Genomic DNA, 15,858 nt, shown 5'->3' on the forward strand with positions numbered 1-15,858 from the left:
GGGCGGTCAGGCGACGGCGGGGGAGACGGTGAGGGTGGCCGTCCCGGTGTCGAGGGTGGCCTGCGTCCCGACGGGGACGCTGAGCTGACCGGGGCCGTGGCCGATCGGCAACCCGCCGAGCACCGGCACGCCGAGGCCACCGAGGCGTTCGCCGAGCACGTCGACGATCGTGGTGTCCCAGCCGTCGGCGCAGTCGGTGAACTGACCGACCGCCACCCCGGCCAAACCGTCCAGCGCGCCGGCCCGGCGCAGGTGGGTGAGCATCCGGTCGACCTTGTACGGAGGCTCCTGCACGTCCTCGATCAACAGCACCGCCCCGGTCAGGTCGGGCAGGTCCGGCGTGCCGATCGACGCGGCGATCATGCACAGGTTGCCGCCGAGCAGGGTGCCGGTGGCCCGACCCGGGACACGGACCGGATAGGTCTCCTCGCCGTCCACCGCGGTGACCGTCACCGGCTCGGTCGTCATCAGCGCGGCGTGCAGCGACTCGGCCGAGCGCAGCGGGGTGCGTTCATCCCGCCAGGCCGCCCCCGGGCCGTGCACCCCGGCGAGCCGGGCGCCCCGCCAGAGCGCGAACTGCAGCGCGGTGATGTCGGAGAAGCCGGCGACCACCTTCGGGTCGCGGCGGACCGCGGCCATGTCGATGGCGTCCACCACCCGCTGGGCCCCGTACCCACCGCGGGTGCAGATGACCCCGCGCACCTGAGGGTCGGCGAACGCCGCGTTCAGGTCGGCGGCGCGCAGCTCGTCCGTACCGGCCAGGTAGCCCTGCCGGGCGTACGCGTTCGGCGCCGGCACCGGCCGCAGGCCCCAGCCGGTGAGCAGTTCCATCCCGCGGGCCACCCGCTCCGGCGAGGTCGGCCCGGACGGCGACACCAGCAGCACCGTGTCACCCGGGCGCAGCGCGGGCGGGCGGACGACGGTCGGGTCCTCGCTGATCACAACCGCAGAGCCTATCGACTCCGCTGTCCGTCAAGGCCGGCGCAGGTTGGCGGCGCGGGGGGTGCACGGCGCGGGGCCGTGGCGGGGCGTGGCGGTCCGCGGCGTACCGGCTAGCCTCGACGGGTGGCAACCGCGCTGGTGATCGAGAACGACCCGTCGGACGACCTGCGCCGACTGGGCGAGTGGCTGACCGAGGCCGGGCTGGAGCTGTGGGTGGTCCGCCCGCACGCCGGCGACGTGCTCCCCGCCGACCTGGAGGGGTACGCGGCGCTCGTCGTGCTCGGCGGCGAGCAGCAGGCGTACCCGCTGCCGGACGGCTCGCCCGGCGCATCCTGGTTCCCGGCGGTGGAGGGGCTGCTGCGCAAGGCCGTCCGGTACCGGGTGCCCACCCTGGCCGTCTGCCTGGGCGCGCAGCTGCTCGCCACCGCGCACGCCGGGCTGGTCGAGCGGAGCCCGTCCGGGCCGGAGATCGGCCCCGGCGTGGTCGGCCGGCGGGACGCCGCCGAGGGCGACCCGCTGTTCCGGTACGTGCCGCTGATCCCGGACGTGCTCCAGTGGCACTCCGACGAGATCACCGAGCTGCCCCGGGGCGCCACCCTGCTGGCCGCCTCCACCCACTACCCGCACCAGGCGTTCCGGCTCGGTGACCGGGCCTGGGGGCTGCAGTTCCACATCGAGTGCGACACCGCGATGATCGCCGACTGGGCCGCCGACTCGACGCTCCTCGCCGAGCTGGGCTACGACCCGGAGCTCGTGGTCGCGGCCTGCGACTCGGTGATGGTCGACGTCGAGGAGGTCTGGCAGCCGTTCGCCGCCCGGTTCGCCGCGCTGGCCCTCGGCGAGCTGGACGACAGCACGATGCGGCGTGGCCTGCCGCTGCTCGGGCACTGATGAGCCGGCCGACCAGGGCGTCGGGCCGGCTCGCCCGGTACGGCTTCGGCACCGCCGAGGGCGACGGCGGGGCGCGCGCCGCAGACCTGCTCGGCCCGGACGGGCTGCGGCTGTGGCGGCCGGCCGAGCAGGAGCCGGTCGACGAGCCGGCCGTGGAGCTGCTCGCCGCGCTGTCCCGGGCCGCCGACCCGGACCTGGCGCTGCGCCAGCTGCACCGCATCGTCGAGGCCGAACGTCGCGCGAGCGGCGGCACCGCGGCCGGCGCGACCGACCCCGGGTCGGCGCTGCTCGCGGAGCTGCACGCCGATCCCGGGTTGCGGCGGCGGCTGATCGCGGTGCTCGGCGCCTCGTCGGCGCTCGGCGACCATCTGGTGGCCCACCCCGAGCACTACACGGCGCTGCGCACCGCACCGGACGGGCTGGCGCCCACCGCCGAGGGCCGGCTGGAGCCGGCGGGCGACGGCAACCCGGTGGCGGTGCTGCGGTCCGCGTACCGACTGGCCCTGCTGCGGATCGCGGCGGCCGACCTGACGGGCGGGCGCGGCCTGGAGCAGACCATGGCCGCGCTCTCCGCGCTGGCGGACGCGACGCTGGCCGCGGCGTACGAGATCGCGGTCGAAGAGCTGCCGGCCGGCACCGCCCGGCCCCGGCTGGCCGTGGTGGCGATGGGCAAGTGCGGCGGCGGCGAGCTGAACTACGTCTCCGATGTGGACGTCATCTTCGTGGCGGCCGAGGACGTCGACCTCTCCGCCGCCACCCTGGTGGCGACCCGGCTGATCCACATCTGCGGGCTGGTCGCCTGGCCGGTGGACGCGGCGCTGCGCCCGGAGGGCAACCGGGGCCCGCTGGTCCGCACTCTCGCGAGCCACCTGGCCTACTACCGCCGGTGGGCGCGCACCTGGGAGTTCCAGGCGTTGCTCAAGGCCCGCCCGGCCGCCGGCGACCTGCCGCTGGCCCAGGAGTGGGTCGACCAGCTCGCGCCGCTGGTGTGGCGGGCGGCGGAACGGCCCGAGGCGGTCCAGGACGTCCGTGCGATGCGGCGCCGGATCATCGACAACATCCCGCCGAAGGAGCTGGAGCGCGAGATCAAGCGCGGCTCCGGCGGGCTGCGCGACATCGAGTTCGCCGTCCAGCTGTTGCAGCTCGTGCACGGTCGTGGCGACGACACACTGCGGGTACCCGGCACCATCCCGGCGTTGCGCGCGCTCGTCGCGGGCGGCTACGTCGGCCGTGCCGACGGCGAGGCGCTGCTGCGCGGCTACCGCTTCCTGCGCGGCGTCGAGCACCGGCTCCAGTTGCAGGGTCTGCGCCGCACCCACACCGTGCCCACCGAGCCGGCCGCGCTGCGCTGGCTCGCCGCCGCGCTGGACTACACGGCCACGCCGGGGCGCAGCGCCGTGGAGGCCTTCCGGGCCGAGTGGGTGACCCACGCCGCCGAGGTACGCCGGCTGCACGCCAAGTTGCTGTACCGGCCGCTGCTGGAGTCGGTCGCCCGCGTGCCGGCCGACGGGCTGCGACTCACTCCGGAGGCGGCACGGCACCGGCTGGAGATCCTCGGCTTCGCCGACCCGGCCGGGGCGCTGCGCCACCTCCAGGCCCTCACCGGCGGGGTGAGCCGCACCGCGGCCATCCAGCGGACCCTGCTGCCGGTGCTGCTCAGCGAGTTCGCCGACGCGCCGGAGCCGGACCGGGGGCTGCTCAACTACCGGCAGGTCTCCGACAAGCTGGGCAGCACCCCCTGGTACCTGCGGCTGCTGCGCGACGGTGGCCCGGTCGCCCGGCGGCTGGCCCGGGTCCTCGCGCTCTCCCGGTACGTCGCCGACCTGCTCGCCAGGGATCCGGAGGCGTTGCGGCTGCTGGCCGAGGAGAACGAGCTGGCGCCCCGCCCGCGCGAGGTGCTCCGGGAGGGGTTCCTCGCGGCGGCGGCCCGGCACAGCGACCCGGTCGAGGCCACCCGGGCGGTGCGCGCGCTGCGCCGCCGGGAGCTGGTCCGGGTGGCCTGCGCCGACGTGCTCTGCCGGGCCGGTTCGCTCGCACCCACCCCCACCCGTGCCGACGGCGGAAACCGGCCGGCCCCCGCGCTGGCCGACATCACCGCGGTCGGCACGGCGCTCGCCGACGTCACCGACGCCACCCTGGCCGCCGCGCTGCGAGCCGCCCAGGCCGGCCAGCCGGCACCGCCCGGGCTGCGGTTCGCGGTGATCGGCATGGGCCGGCTCGGCGGGTACGAGTCGAACTACCTCTCCGACGCCGACGTGCTCTTCGTCTACGACCCGCCCGCCGGCAGCAGCGAGAGCGCGGCCAGCGCCGCCGCCCACGCGATCGCCGAGGAGCTGCGCCGGCTGCTCGGCGTACCCGCTCCCGACCCGCCGCTGGGCGTCGACGCCGACCTGCGTCCGGAGGGCCGGCAGGGCCCGCTGGTGCGCAGCCTCGCCGCGTACGCCCAGTACTACGCGCGCTGGTCGCGCGTGTGGGAAGCGCAGGCGCTGCTGCGCGCCCGGTTCGTCTGCGGTGACGCCGACCTGGGCGCCGAGTTCGAGGCGCTGATCGAGCCGGTGCGCTACCCGGCCGAGGGGCTCACCCGCGAGCAGGTCGTCGAGATCCGTCGGATCAAGGCCCGGGTGGAGACCGAGCGGCTGCCCCGGGGGGCCGACCCGGCCACCCACACCAAGCTGGGCCGCGGCGGGCTGACCGACGTGGAGTGGGCGGTGCAGCTCGTCCAGCTCCGGCACGCCGGCGCGGTCCCGGCGCTGCGCGGCACGCGTACCCTCGACGCGCTCGCGGCCGCCGAGCGGGCCGGCCTGATCGACCCCGCGGACGCCGCGGAGATGGCGGCCGGCTGGTCCCTGGCCGCGCAGGTGCGGAACGCGTTGATGCTGGTCCGTGGTCGGGCCGGTGACCAGTTGCCCCGGCACGGGGTCGAGCTGGCCGGGGTGGTCGCGCTGCTCGGCCGGGACGATCCGGGGGAGTTCCTCGACGAGTACCTGCGCACCGGCCGCCGCTCCCGCGCCGCCGCCCAACGCGTGCTGGAGACGTAAGGAAGGGCACCTTGTTAACGCCTGCGGTAGAGGAAGGATCCCTTCCTAACAGGTGTTCAGCTGCCGAGGGTGTACTCGCCGGAGCGGGGGACGGTGACGATGGTCCACTCCCCGGCGGCGGCGACCGTGGCACCACCGGACGCGGCCAGCCACCGGCTGTGCCGGACCCGGACCGCCACCGGGCCGGCGGTCGGGGCGCGGAAGGTCACCGTCGCGCCGTCGGCGCGGACCAGTTCGGCGGGAGCGGCGACCAGTGGCGTCGAATCGGCCACCGCCCAGACCCGCCAGTGCGGGCCGGACCAGACCGGCGTCAGGTACGGCAACCCACCCTCGACCAGCTCCGCCTCGGCCCGCCCCACCCAGGACAGCGGGGCGTCCGGCACCGCCACGTACTGCACGGCGTTCCCGGTCAGCCAGTCCCGGTAGCTGGCCGGGGTCAGCCGTACGCCGGTGCCGGCCGCTCCCGGCACCGTGGTGAAGAACAGCGGATTGCGGTCGATGTCGGCCTGCCGCAGCCAGCCCCGGGCCAGCGGCACCTCGCCCAGCCGGGCCGCCTCCCAGTAGTTGCGGGTCGGTGGCACCTCTACCCGCCCGGTGAGCCGCTGCCCGGCCAGGAACGCGCGCAGCGGCGCGTGGTAGCCCGGCGCGCTGGTCGGGTCGCCGATGCTGCGCAGGTCGGCGGGGACCACCGGCGGCTGCCAGACGCAGACCGCCACCAGCAGCGCGGCCAGGCCGGCGCCGCCCAGCAGCCGGGCCCGCCACGCGGTGTGCGGAGTCGCGCCCCTGGACGACGCGACGCGGGCGGCCGAACACCGGGCCAGCCGGGCCGAGAGCCAGGCCGGCGGGCGGGCGGCGGCAGCCAGCAGCGGCAGCGCGAACATCGTCGCCAGCCGGGTCGCGTTCAATCCCACCGGGGTGTGCACCAGGGCGGCGGCGAGCACCCCGGCCGCGGCGAGCAGCGCGCCGACCCGCACCGGCCGGTACGTCACCAGCGCGGCGACCACCAGGCTGGTCAGCACCGCGCGCAGCGCGTCGGTGCGGCTGATGTTCATCCAGCCGCCGTCGCCGAAGAGCAGCGCGGTCGCCGCCAGCGGCACGGCCGCCGCGACCCCGAGCGTCAGGCCGTCGGCGTACCGGCGGGTGAGCAGCAGCGCGACACCGGCGAGGCCGACGAAGAGGCCAGCCACCGGGCTGGTCGCCGAGGCCAGCAGCGCGCCGGCCGCGGCGATCCCGAGCCGCCAGCCGGGTGAACGGCGCCGGCCAGGGGGTACGCCTTGCGTGAGCGCGAGCAGCGCGGCCAGCCCGAACGCCACGCCGAGGGCGTACGTGACCCGGCCGGAGACCAGGTTGCCGGCCAGCGTGACCACCCCGACCAGGCTGCCCAGCAGGGGTCGGGGCACCGTGCTGCGGACCAGCAGCGCGGCCAGCGCGGCGGCCGACGCCACCAGGGCCAGCGCGCCGGTGACCCGCACGCCGAGCAGCGCCATCACCGGCTGGGACAGCAGGCTGTAGCCGAACTGCTGCACCCCGCCGTACCAGCGCAGGTCCACCGGGGTGGGGCCGTGGGCGGCGAAGAAGTCGGCCCGGGCCACCTGGGCGGCGAGGTCCGACCCCATCAGCGGCAGGGCCAGCCAGAGCGCGCCGAGCACGGCGGCGGAACCGGTGGCCACCGCCACCACCCGACTGCGCCGCATGCCCACCTCCGTACCGCGACAACCGTACTGGCAGCATGTCCGGCGTGCCTCACCACCTCGCGCGTTGGACCGGACTGGCGGGATCGGCGCTGCTCGCCGTCGCCGCGTTCCTCGGCGGCGCCCTGCCCGGCTCACCCCTGCGCCCCACCCCGGTCAGCATCTGGCAGGGACCGAACGGGCCGGTGGTCATCGCCGCCTGGCTGGTCGGCACCGCGCTGATGGCCGGCGCCTGGTGGGCGCTGCGCGAAAAGGTGCCGTCGACCCGCTGGGCGTTGGTCACCATCGGGCTCTGGCTGCTGCCGTTGCTGATCGCGCCGCCGCTGGAGAGCCGGGACGTCTACGCGTACGCCTGTCAGGGCGCCAGCTACGCCGCCGGGATCAACCCGTACGAGCAGGGCGTCTCCGCGCTGCCCTGCCCCTGGCTGGACACCATCTCCTACATCTGGCGGGACACCCCGGCACCGTACGGGCCGCTGTTCGTGGTGCTCTCCGGCGCGGTGGTCACCGTCACCGGCTCGCTCACCGGCGCGATCGTGGCGTTCCGGCTGATCGCGGTGGCCGGAGTGGTGCTCACGGCCGTCAGCCTGCCGGTGCTGGCCCGGCGGGCCGGCGTACCGGCCGGTCGGGCGGTCTGGCTGGCGCTGGCCTGCCCGCTGGTCGCCGTGCACCTGGTCTCCGGCGCGCACAACGACGCCCTGATGGTCGGCCTGCTGGTCGCCGGGCTGGCGGTGATCGCCTCCCGGCCGGGTCGCCCCGGCCCGCTGCTCGCCGGCGGCGTGCTGCTCGGACTGGCCGCCGCGATCAAGGTGACCGCGCTGGTCGTACTGCCGTTCGCCGCGCTGGCCGCGATCGTCGGCGGGTACTCGATCCGGGCGCTGATCCGGCACGGCGGGTGGGTGGTCGGCGGCGGGGTCGCCGTCGTGGTCGGGGTGACCTTCGCCGCCGGGCTGGACTTCGGCTGGGTCGGCGGGCTGGCGCGTGGCGGTGACGTGATCGCCTGGACCTCGCCGTCCACGGCGGTCGGGCAGACCGTCGGATACCTGGCGGTGCCGTTCGGCGGGCACGTCGACGCGCTCCCGGTCACCCGAGGGATCGGCATGGCGGTGCTGGCGTTGCTGCTGGTCTGGCTCTGGTGGCGGGCCCGCACCCGGGAGCCGCTGTGGCACGCCGGACTGGCGCTGGCCGCCACGGTCGCCCTGGCGCCCCTGTACCACCCCTGGTACTGGATCTGGCCGCTGGCCGTGCTGGCGGCGACCGCCCGGCGGACCGGATGGTTCACCCTGGTCGCCCTGGTCTCGTCGTTCCTGGTGCTGCCGGACGGCACCGGGCTGCCCCGGTTCACGAAGTCGGTCGGGGCGCCGCTGATGACGCTGTTGGTGATCGTGCTGGTCATCCGGTTGGTACGGTCGGCTCGGGCGGCCCGCCAGCCGGTCGCTACCGACTGAGGAAAGGTGCGCCGGTGACCGATCCCGGCGTCGCGACCGCCCCACCCCGATCCGCCGCTGCACCGGGCCCACGTGTCGCCCGGTACGGCGGCCTGGCCGGCGCGGTCCTGCTCGCCGTCGCCGGGTACCTCGGCGGGGCGCTGCCCGACACCCCGCTGGGCGCGACGCCGGTGTCGATCTGGCGCTCCCCGGGCGGCCCGGCGACGCTGACCTGCTGGCTGGTCGGCACCGCACTGCTGGTCGGGGCGTGGTGGTCGCTGCGCGAGGGAGCGCCGTCGACCCGGTGGGCGTACGCCACCGCCGGCCTGTGGGCGTTGCCGCTGCTGCTCACGCCGCCGTTGGGCAGCCGGGACGTGTACTCGTACGCCTGCCAGGGCTGGACGTACGCGCACGGCCTCGACCCGTACGCGACTCCGGTGGCGGCGGCGGGCTGTCCGTGGCTGGACGCGGTGGCGCCGATCTGGCGGGACACCCCCGCCCCGTACGGACCGGTCTTCGTGCTGCTCGCGGCGCTCGCGGTCAGCCTCGGCGGCGGGCTCACCGGCGCGATCGTGCTGCTGCGGGTGATCGCGGTGGCGGGGCTGCTGTTGGCGGCGTTCTGTCTGCCCGGGCTGGCCCGCGCGGCCAGGGTGCCGACCCGACGGGCCGCCTGGCTGGCGCTGGCCAGCCCGCTGGTCGGGGTGCACCTGGTGGCCGGGGCGCACAACGACGCGGTGATGCTGGGTCTGGTGCTGTGCGGGCTGCTGGTGGTGATCCGCCGGCCGGGCCGGCCCCCGGCGCTGCTGCTCGCCGGGGCGCTGCTCGGGCTGGCGGTGACGGTGAAGGCGAGCGCCGTGGTGGTGGTGCCGTTCGCCGCGCTGGCCGCGGTGCACGGCCGGTACACCGTGCGGGCGCTGCTGCGCGACGGCGGGTGGCTGACCGGCGGGGTGCTGGGTGCGTTCCTGGTCACCTCGGCGCTGTCCGGTCTCGGTTTCGGCTGGGTGGGTGGGTTGACCCACAGCGGCGACTCCAAGCAGTGGACATCGCCGCCCACCGCGGTCGGCCTGGTCGTGGACTACGCCGGCGCGCTGATCGGCCGTGACCTGGCGGCGGTGCCGGTGGTCCGGGCCGTCGCGCTGCTGGTGCTCGCCGGGGTGCTGGTGGGATTCTGGTGGCGGGCCTGGCAGGTGCTGCGCGCCGTGAACGGCGTCCACCGGCGGGTGACCCCGGCCGAGGTGACGCGCCCCCGGGTAGCGCTGCGTGGCGCGGCGCTGGCGCTGGTCGCCACCGTGGTCCTGTCGCCGGTCTTCCACCCCTGGTACGCGACCTGGCCGCTGGCGCTGCTCGCGCTCACCCCCGCCCGGACGGCGTGGTTCGCGCTGCCGGCCGCGGGAACGGTCTTTCTCGCCCTACCCGACGGCACCAACCTGGCCCGCGTCACGAAGGCCCCCGGCGCCGTGGCGATGACCGCCCTGCTCCTGGCCGTGCTCCTGGCCCTCCTGCGCGCCCTGCGTCGGCGTCCCCGGTCGCGCTGATCATGAGGTGGGCGGCGCTGCCGATCTCCGAAGGGCCCGCCAACCTCATTGTCGCCAGGGAAAGTGGCCGGGGCCGGCTCCCCGATCGCGGAGCCGGCCCCGGCCGGTGATCGAGCGACTGCTCAGCAGTCGTAATACATGGCGAACTCGTGCGGGGTCGGGCGCAGGCGCACCGGGTCGACCTCGTTGGCCCGCTTCCAGTCGACCCAGGTGGAGATCAGGTCGGGGGTGAAGACGCCGCCGTCGAGCAGGTAGTCATGGTCGGCCTCGAGCGAGTCGAGCACGGCCGGCAGCGAGCCCGGCACCTGCTTGACGTCGCCCCACTCCTCCGGTGGGAGGTCGTAGAGGTCCTTGTCGATCGGCGTCGGCGGCTCGATCTTGCTCTTGATGCCGTCGAGGCCGGCCATCATCATCGCGGAGAAGGCGAGGTAGACGTTGGCCGAGGGGTCGGGGACGCGGAATTCGACGCGCTTGGCCTTCGGGTTCGCGCCGGTGACCGGGATGCGGGTGCAGGCCGAGCGGTTGCGCTGGGAGTAGACCAGGTTGACCGGTGCTTCGAAGCCGGGCACGAGGCGGCGGTAGGAGTTGATGGTCGGGTTGGTGAACGCCAGCAGCGACGGGGCGTGGTGCAGCAGACCGCCGATGTACCAGCGGGCGGTGTCGGACAGGCCGGCGTAGCCGGTCTCGTCGTAGAACAGTGGTTCGCCGTTGAGCCAGAGGCTCTGGTGGGTGTGCATGCCGGAGCCGTTGTCGCCGAACAGCGGTTTGGGCATGAAGGTGGCGGTTTTGCCGTTGGCCCAGGCTTCGTTCTTGACGATGTACTTGAAGAGTTGGAGTTGGTCGGCGGCGTGCAGGAGGGTGGAGAACCGGTAGTTGATCTCCGATTGGCCGGCGGTGCCGACTTCGTGGTGTGAGCGTTCGACGGTGAAGCCGGAGTCGACGAGGCGGCGCACGATCGAGTCGCGTAGGTCGGCGTAGTGATCGACCGGGGGTACGGGGAAGTAGCCGCCCTTGTACGCGGTCTTGTAGCCGCGGTTGCCGCCCGGCTCCTCGCGGCCGCTGTTCCAGGCGCCCTCGATGGAGTCGATGTAGTAGAACGACTGGTGGGCGGAGGTTTCGTGGCGGATGGAGTCGAAGATGTAGAACTCGGCTTCGGCGCCGAAGTAGGCGGTGTCGGCGATGCCGCTGGCCGCGAGGTACGCCTCGGCTTTCTTGGCGACGTTGCGGGGGTCGCGGGTGTAGGCCTCGCGGGTGAACGGGTCGTGGATGAAGAAGTTCAACGCGAGGGTCTTCTGCGCCCGGAACGGGTCGATGAAGGCGGTGGCGACGTCCGGGAGCAGGAGCATGTCCGACTCGTGGATCGCCTGGAAACCGCGGATCGATGAGCCGTCGAACGCGAGGCCGTCGGTGAACAGATCGTCGTTGACGGACTCGACCGGCAGGTTGAAGTGCTGCATCACGCCGGGCAGGTCACAGAAACGAACGTCGACGAACTTCACGTCCTCGTTCTTGAGGTATCGCAGCAGTTCCTCGGGATTGGCGAACACACGTCCTCCTGGCACGTCCACGGGGTGGCTAGGCTTCTGACGACGCTATGGCCAGGCGGTTGCCCGGCCGTGTCCCCGGTGTTTCTGCCGTGTTACGTCCCTCGCGGAGCGTCAGCGACGCTCCTCCACCGCCCTCGGTCCGCCGCGAACGCCGTACCGGCCATACCATTGTAAAGACATTTGATGCTATAGGCCCGATTTGGCGCGCGCGGTGACGGCACCCGGAAGGCACGATCCGGGCACGGATACCCTTGACCGCTGTGACCAACCCGCAGGCTCCGGCAGCGCCGGCCACCGACCCCACCTTCACTCCGCCGAGCCTGGGTCGGCGGTTCGGGGCGCTGATCATCGACTGGGTGCTGTGCCTGCTGGTGGCCAACATCTTCGCCGACCCGGTGCGCGACGGCTGGGCACCCGTGCTGGTGCTGATCCTGCTGTACGGCTTCTTCCTCGGCCTGTTCGCCCAGACGCCGGGCATGTACATCACGAAGGTCCGCTGCGTGAACTGGCACCACGGCGGCCGGATCGGGCTGCTCCGGGGGCTGGCCCGGGGCCTGCTGCTGGCCCTGGTCGTGCCCGCGCTGATCATGGACGAGCACCGTCGCGGCCTGCACGACCGGCTCACCGACGCGGTCATCGTCGACGCACCGCGCCGCTGAACGTCGAAGAGCCGGGCCCGTAGGGCTCCGGCTCTTCGAGGCGTACGGCGCGGGGGTCAGCGCCGCGACTGGCGGAAGGAGCCGCCCGGCGGTCGCATGTTCTTCGGGATCGCGCCCTTGGGCATCTGCGGCCGGGCCGTGAGCGCCTTGAGCCGCTTGTCCAGCGAGTTGACGTCCTTGCCGCTGAGCGCCCGGGGCAGCCGCAGCAGCGTGGTCCGCAGCTTGCGGATCGGCAGCTCGCCCTCCTCCTGCCCGATCACGTAGTCGTGCAGCGGGGCGGAGCCGATCACCTTGGCCAGCCGCCGCTTCTCCTGCCCGAGCAGGCCGCGCACCCGCTGCGGGTTGCCCTCGGCCAGCAGGATCACGCCCGGCCGGCCGATCACCAGGTGAACCATGTCCATCTGGGTGGTGGAGCTGACGGCCGGGGTCACCCGCCAGTCGCCACGCATGTTCTCCATGATCTGCGCCGCCGCGCCGGGCTGCCCCTCGGCGGCGTTCATCATCGCCTTGTTGGACCGCAGATTCAGCACGATCAGCACTGCGAGCAGGGCGAACAGGATGCCCAGCGGCAGCCAGATCCAGCTCCAGAGGATGACCGCGACCACGGTGAGGGCGAGCGGGAGGAGCACCGCGGCGGCGACCAGCGGCGCGAACCACTTGTCCTGCTTGGCGGTGAACTGGAACACCATCCCGATCTGCTTCAGCCGCTGGCCGAACGAGACCTTCTCCTGGGGCTTTGCCATGCCGCAGAGTCTAGTGGGCGCCGCCCGCCCCGTTGATCCGCGTCCGGGTGCCGGCCGGCTGAGTACCTTACGTCGCCGTACGCCTCCGGGGGGCGCGGGTAAGGAGGGTGGCGCCGCAGAAGATCAGGCGGTGTGCCCATGCCCGGGTGGGGCCTTCGCGCGAAGAGTCATCAACAGAACGATGACGACGCCACGAAGGAGCCCGAGATGTTCGGCAACGACGCAGAATTCCTGCTCACCCTGCACCACACCCACGCGGCCGAGCTGCGCGCCGAGGCGGCGACGGAACGACTCGCCCGGTCGGTGTCACGCCCCGCCAGCCGCAGCTGGCTGGGCCGGCGTCAGCAGATCCGGCGCACCGGCGACGACCGTCGGTGACCGTGACCGCCCCACCCGCCGCCGCGCCCACCCCGCCGCCGTCCCCGCCGCTCGGTCACCAGCCGATCGGCGGGGAGGGCGGCCGGGCCCGCCATGGCATGCTCGACCCCGTGACCGTACGCGCCGCCAGCTCCGTCCTCGTCGGCCGCCAGCGTGAGATCGCCGCGCTGCGGGCCGCGCTGGCTCGGGCCCGGGCCGGCGAGCCCAGCACCGTGCTGGTCGGTGGCGAGGCGGGCGTCGGCAAGACCCGGCTGCTGGAGGAGTTCGCGGGCTGGGCCACCGACGGCGGCGCCCGGGTGCTGGTCGGCCAGTGCCTGGAGCTGGGCGAGGCCGGCCTGCCGTTCGCCCCGTTCGCCGCCGCCCTGCGCGCGGTGCTGCGCGCCGACGGCGCCGAGGTCTTCGCCGGATACGAGGCGGAGTTCGCCCGGCTCCTGCCGGAGCTGGGCCGCGTGTCCGCCGCGCTGGCCGCGCCGGCCGCCGCGCCGCTCACCGACGCCCCGCGCGGCTACCTGTTCGACCTGGTCGCCGAGCTGTTCCAACAGCTCGCCGACGCCCGGCCGCTGGTGCTGGTGATCGAGGACCTGCACTGGGCGGACCGCTCCACCCGCGACCTGATCGGTTTTCTGGTCCGGGCCGCCCGGCCGGGCCGGCTGCTGCTGGTCAGCACCTACCGCACGGACGAGTTGCAGCGCGGACATCCGCTGCGCCCGTTCCTGGCCGAGCTGGACCGGGCCCGCGGCGTCGAGCGGGTCGAGCTGGGCCGGCTGGACCGCGACGGCACCAGCGCGGTCCTCGCCGACCTCCTCGGCGCCGAGCCGGCCCCCCGTGCCATCGACGACATCCACGAACGCACCCAGGGCAATCCCTTCTTCATCGAGGAGCTGACCGTCGCCGGCGACCCCGTCGGCTGCGCCGCGCTGCCCGACACGTTGCGCGACCTGCTGCTGGCCCGGGTGGACCGGCTGCCCGAGCCGGCCCAGCGGGTGCTGCGGATCGCGGCGGCCGGCGGCACCCGCTTCGCCCACCACCTGCTCGCCGAGGTCGCCGGGCTGCCCGAGGCGGAGCTGGAGGACGCGCTGCGCGCCGCCGTCGCCGCCCAGCTGGTGGTGGCTCGGGACGGCGACTACGAGTTCCGGCATGCGCTCGTCCGCGAGGCCGTGCACGACGAGCTGCTGCCCGGCGAGCACGCCCGGCTGCACGCCCGGTTCGCCGCCGCGATCGAGGCCCAGCCGCACATGGTCGCCGAGGGCCGGGCCCCGGCCGAGATCGCCCACCACTGGTACGCCGCGCACGACCACCCCCGGGCCCTGGTCACCGCACGGGCCGCCGCCTGCGCGGCCGCCGACCGGTACGCCTACGCCGAGCAGCGCCGGCTGCTGGAACGGGTGCTGGAGCTCTGGGAACTGGTGCCCGACGCCGCCGACCGGCTCGGCATGGACCACCTGGCGCTGCTGGAGCAGACCGTGGACGCCGCGGTCACGGCCGGCGACTTCAGCCGTGCGATCACCCTTACCCGGGCCGGGCTGACCGAGGTGGACGCCGACGCCGCACCCCTGCGCGCCGCCCGCCTGTTGGACCAACGGGGTCGACTGCTGGCCCTGCTCGGCAAGAGCGACGGCAGCAGCGAGCTGGGTGAGGCGTACCGCCTGGCGGCGGGCGGCCCGGCCGGCGTGGAGCGGGTCCGGCTGCTCGCCGACATCGCCGCGCACCTGGTCAAGATCGACCCGCAGCAGGCGGCCCGGGTGGCCGCCGAGGCCGTCACGGACGCCGAGGCTCTCAACGAGTACGTACCCCTGCTGCCCACGCGGATCGCCCTGCTCTGCCACGGCGAGCGGGACCTGGAGCGGGGGCTTGCGGAGCTGCGTCAAGCCGAGTCCGTCGCCCGCGACGCCGGGGACGCGCCGGCCCTGGTGCTCGCCATGGTGTACCGATCGGACGTGCTCTGCGAGCTGGGCCGCTACGCCGAGTCCGCGCAGGCGGCCGAGGCCGGCGTGGCCGAGGCGCGGCGGGTGGGGATCAGCCGATCCACCGGCGCGTACCTGCTGAGCAACCGGGCCGAGGCGCTGATCGCGCTGGGCCGGTGGGACGAGGCGGAGGCGGTGTGCGCGGAGGCCGCCCGGATCGATCTGTCCGGCGTCACCGGGCTGCACTGGCTCCAGTTGGGCGCCGGGCTGCGGCTGGCCCGCGCCCACCCGGGTGCCGACGAGCTGGTCGGCAGGGCGCTGGCCTTCCTCGGCCGGCCCTACCTGTGGCCGAACCACCGGCTGCCCCTGCACGAGCTGGGCATCGAGTCGGCGCTGGCCGCCGACGACAAGGTCGAGGCGGTCCGGGCGGCGCGCGTTGCGCTGGCCGATCAGAGCCTGCCGCAGTTGCCCCGCGAGGGCTGGCCCGTGCTCAGCGCCGTCGCGCGTACCGCCGTGCGGGTGGGGGACCGGGACCTGGCCGCCACCGTCGCGGCGCTCGCCGCCGACCTGCCCGCCCGGCACCCGGCCGCGCGGGCGCACGCCGCCCAGGTCACCGCCCTGCTCGCGACCGCCGGCCGGGCGCTGCCGGCCTGGCGTGCGGCGGTGGAGGCGTGGCGGGCCGACGGGCAGCCGTACCCGCTGGGCCGGGCCCTGCTGGCGCTGGCCGAGGCGGCCGCCGCCGCCGGAGAGCGCGACGAGGTGGCGGCGGCGGTGACCGAAGCCACCGAGATCGCCCGGCGGCTGGGCGCGACCCCACTGGCCGAGGCGGCCGCCACCCTTGCCCGCCGGGTCGGTCTGCGCGGCGCGGGCCAGGCGGGGCCCGGCGTCGACCTGCTGACCTCGCGGGAACGGGAGGTGCTGCGGCTGGTCGCCGAGGGGCACAGCAACAGCCGGATCGCCGAGCGGCTGTTCATCTCGCCGAAGACGGCCAGCGTGCACGTGTCCCGGATCATCGCCAAGCTGGGCGTGACCAACCGGGGGGAGGCCGCCGCCGTGGCCCACCGCCTCGGTCTTCTCGCCGAGCCCGCCGCACCCCGCTGACG

The 15,858-nt window shown here is 74.9% G+C and carries 11 protein-coding genes; 7 read left to right on the forward strand and 4 right to left on the reverse strand.

The window, feature by feature from the left end:
* Window positions 1-6: 6 nt before the first annotated feature.
* Entirely contained in the window at window positions 7-942 is a 936-nt protein-coding gene (locus KBX63_RS24880) for an LD-carboxypeptidase (RefSeq protein WP_210915105.1), read from the reverse strand.
* 123 nt (window positions 943-1,065) lie between these two features.
* On the opposite strand from KBX63_RS24880, the gene KBX63_RS24885 reads away from it, so the two are divergent.
* The gene (locus KBX63_RS24885; RefSeq protein WP_210915106.1) at window positions 1,066-1,833 is read left to right on the forward strand and encodes a type 1 glutamine amidotransferase; all 768 of its coding nucleotides are present in this window, start codon (window positions 1,066-1,068) and stop codon (window positions 1,831-1,833) included.
* Window positions 1,833-4,871, forward strand: coding sequence for a bifunctional [glutamine synthetase] adenylyltransferase/[glutamine synthetase]-adenylyl-L-tyrosine phosphorylase (locus KBX63_RS24890; protein WP_210915107.1), 3,039 nt, complete (start codon window positions 1,833-1,835; stop codon window positions 4,869-4,871). The genes KBX63_RS24885 and KBX63_RS24890 overlap by 1 nt, the downstream gene beginning before the upstream one ends.
* A 56-nt stretch (window positions 4,872-4,927) precedes the next feature.
* On the opposite strand, the gene KBX63_RS24895 is transcribed toward KBX63_RS24890, so the two are convergent.
* The gene (locus KBX63_RS24895) at window positions 4,928-6,565 is read right to left on the reverse strand and encodes a hypothetical protein (RefSeq protein ID WP_210915109.1); all 1,638 of its coding nucleotides are present in this window, start codon (window positions 6,563-6,565) and stop codon (window positions 4,928-4,930) included.
* Window positions 6,566-6,609: 44 nt separating this feature from the next.
* Here KBX63_RS24895 and mptB (KBX63_RS24900) point away from each other — a divergent pair, with 44 nt between their 5' ends.
* Window positions 6,610-8,010, forward strand: coding sequence for a polyprenol phosphomannose-dependent alpha 1,6 mannosyltransferase MptB (mptB, locus tag KBX63_RS24900; RefSeq protein ID WP_210915111.1), 1,401 nt, complete (start codon window positions 6,610-6,612; stop codon window positions 8,008-8,010).
* A 14-nt stretch (window positions 8,011-8,024) separates the two neighbouring features.
* Window positions 8,025-9,524 (forward strand): polyprenol phosphomannose-dependent alpha 1,6 mannosyltransferase MptB, encoded by a 1,500-nt coding sequence (gene mptB / locus KBX63_RS24905; RefSeq protein ID WP_210915115.1) that lies wholly within the window; start codon window positions 8,025-8,027, stop codon window positions 9,522-9,524.
* 122 nt (window positions 9,525-9,646) lie between these two features.
* On the opposite strand, the gene glnA is transcribed toward mptB (KBX63_RS24905), so the two are convergent.
* Window positions 9,647-11,071 carry a type I glutamate--ammonia ligase gene (gene glnA / locus KBX63_RS24910; protein WP_210915118.1) on the reverse strand — a complete coding sequence of 475 codons (1,425 nt, stop codon included), beginning with the start codon at window positions 11,069-11,071 and terminating at the stop codon, window positions 9,647-9,649.
* A 260-nt stretch (window positions 11,072-11,331) separates the two neighbouring features.
* Here glnA and KBX63_RS24915 point away from each other — a divergent pair, with 260 nt between their 5' ends.
* Complete coding sequence (locus KBX63_RS24915; protein WP_307871824.1) at window positions 11,332-11,730, forward strand: RDD family protein; 399 nt, start codon at window positions 11,332-11,334, stop codon at window positions 11,728-11,730.
* 56 nt (window positions 11,731-11,786) lie between these two features.
* On the opposite strand, the gene KBX63_RS24920 is transcribed toward KBX63_RS24915, so the two are convergent.
* On the reverse strand, window positions 11,787-12,473 hold the full coding sequence (locus tag KBX63_RS24920; RefSeq protein ID WP_210915120.1) for a DUF4191 domain-containing protein: 687 nt from the start codon (window positions 12,471-12,473) through the stop codon (window positions 11,787-11,789).
* A 207-nt stretch (window positions 12,474-12,680) separates the two neighbouring features.
* On the opposite strand from KBX63_RS24920, the gene KBX63_RS24925 reads away from it, so the two are divergent.
* Entirely contained in the window at window positions 12,681-12,851 is a 171-nt protein-coding gene (locus tag KBX63_RS24925; RefSeq protein WP_210915121.1) for a hypothetical protein, read from the forward strand.
* A gap of 2 nt (window positions 12,852-12,853) precedes the next feature.
* Window positions 12,854-15,856: an AAA family ATPase gene (locus KBX63_RS24930; protein ID WP_307871825.1), complete on the forward strand. Its 3,003-nt coding sequence runs from the start codon at window positions 12,854-12,856 to the stop codon at window positions 15,854-15,856.
* Window positions 15,857-15,858: the final 2 nt, after the last annotated feature.

The organism is Micromonospora sp. U21 (genome assembly GCF_018070045.1).
GTDB lineage: Bacteria > Actinomycetota > Actinomycetes > Mycobacteriales > Micromonosporaceae > Micromonospora.

Bases quoted from the DNA above. Each gene is read 5' to 3' on its own strand.
- KBX63_RS24895 (WP_210915109.1), bottom strand. From the start codon at position 6,565: ATGCGGCGCAGTCGGGTGGTGGCGGTGGCCACCGGTTCCGCCGCCGTG.
- KBX63_RS24920 (WP_210915120.1), bottom strand. From the start codon at position 12,473: ATGGCAAAGCCCCAGGAGAAGGTCTCGTTCGGCCAGCGGCTGAAGCAG.
- KBX63_RS24925 (WP_210915121.1), top strand. From the start codon at position 12,681: ATGTTCGGCAACGACGCAGAATTCCTGCTCACCCTGCACCACACCCAC.
- KBX63_RS24890 (WP_210915107.1), top strand. From the start codon at position 1,833: ATGAGCCGGCCGACCAGGGCGTCGGGCCGGCTCGCCCGGTACGGCTTC.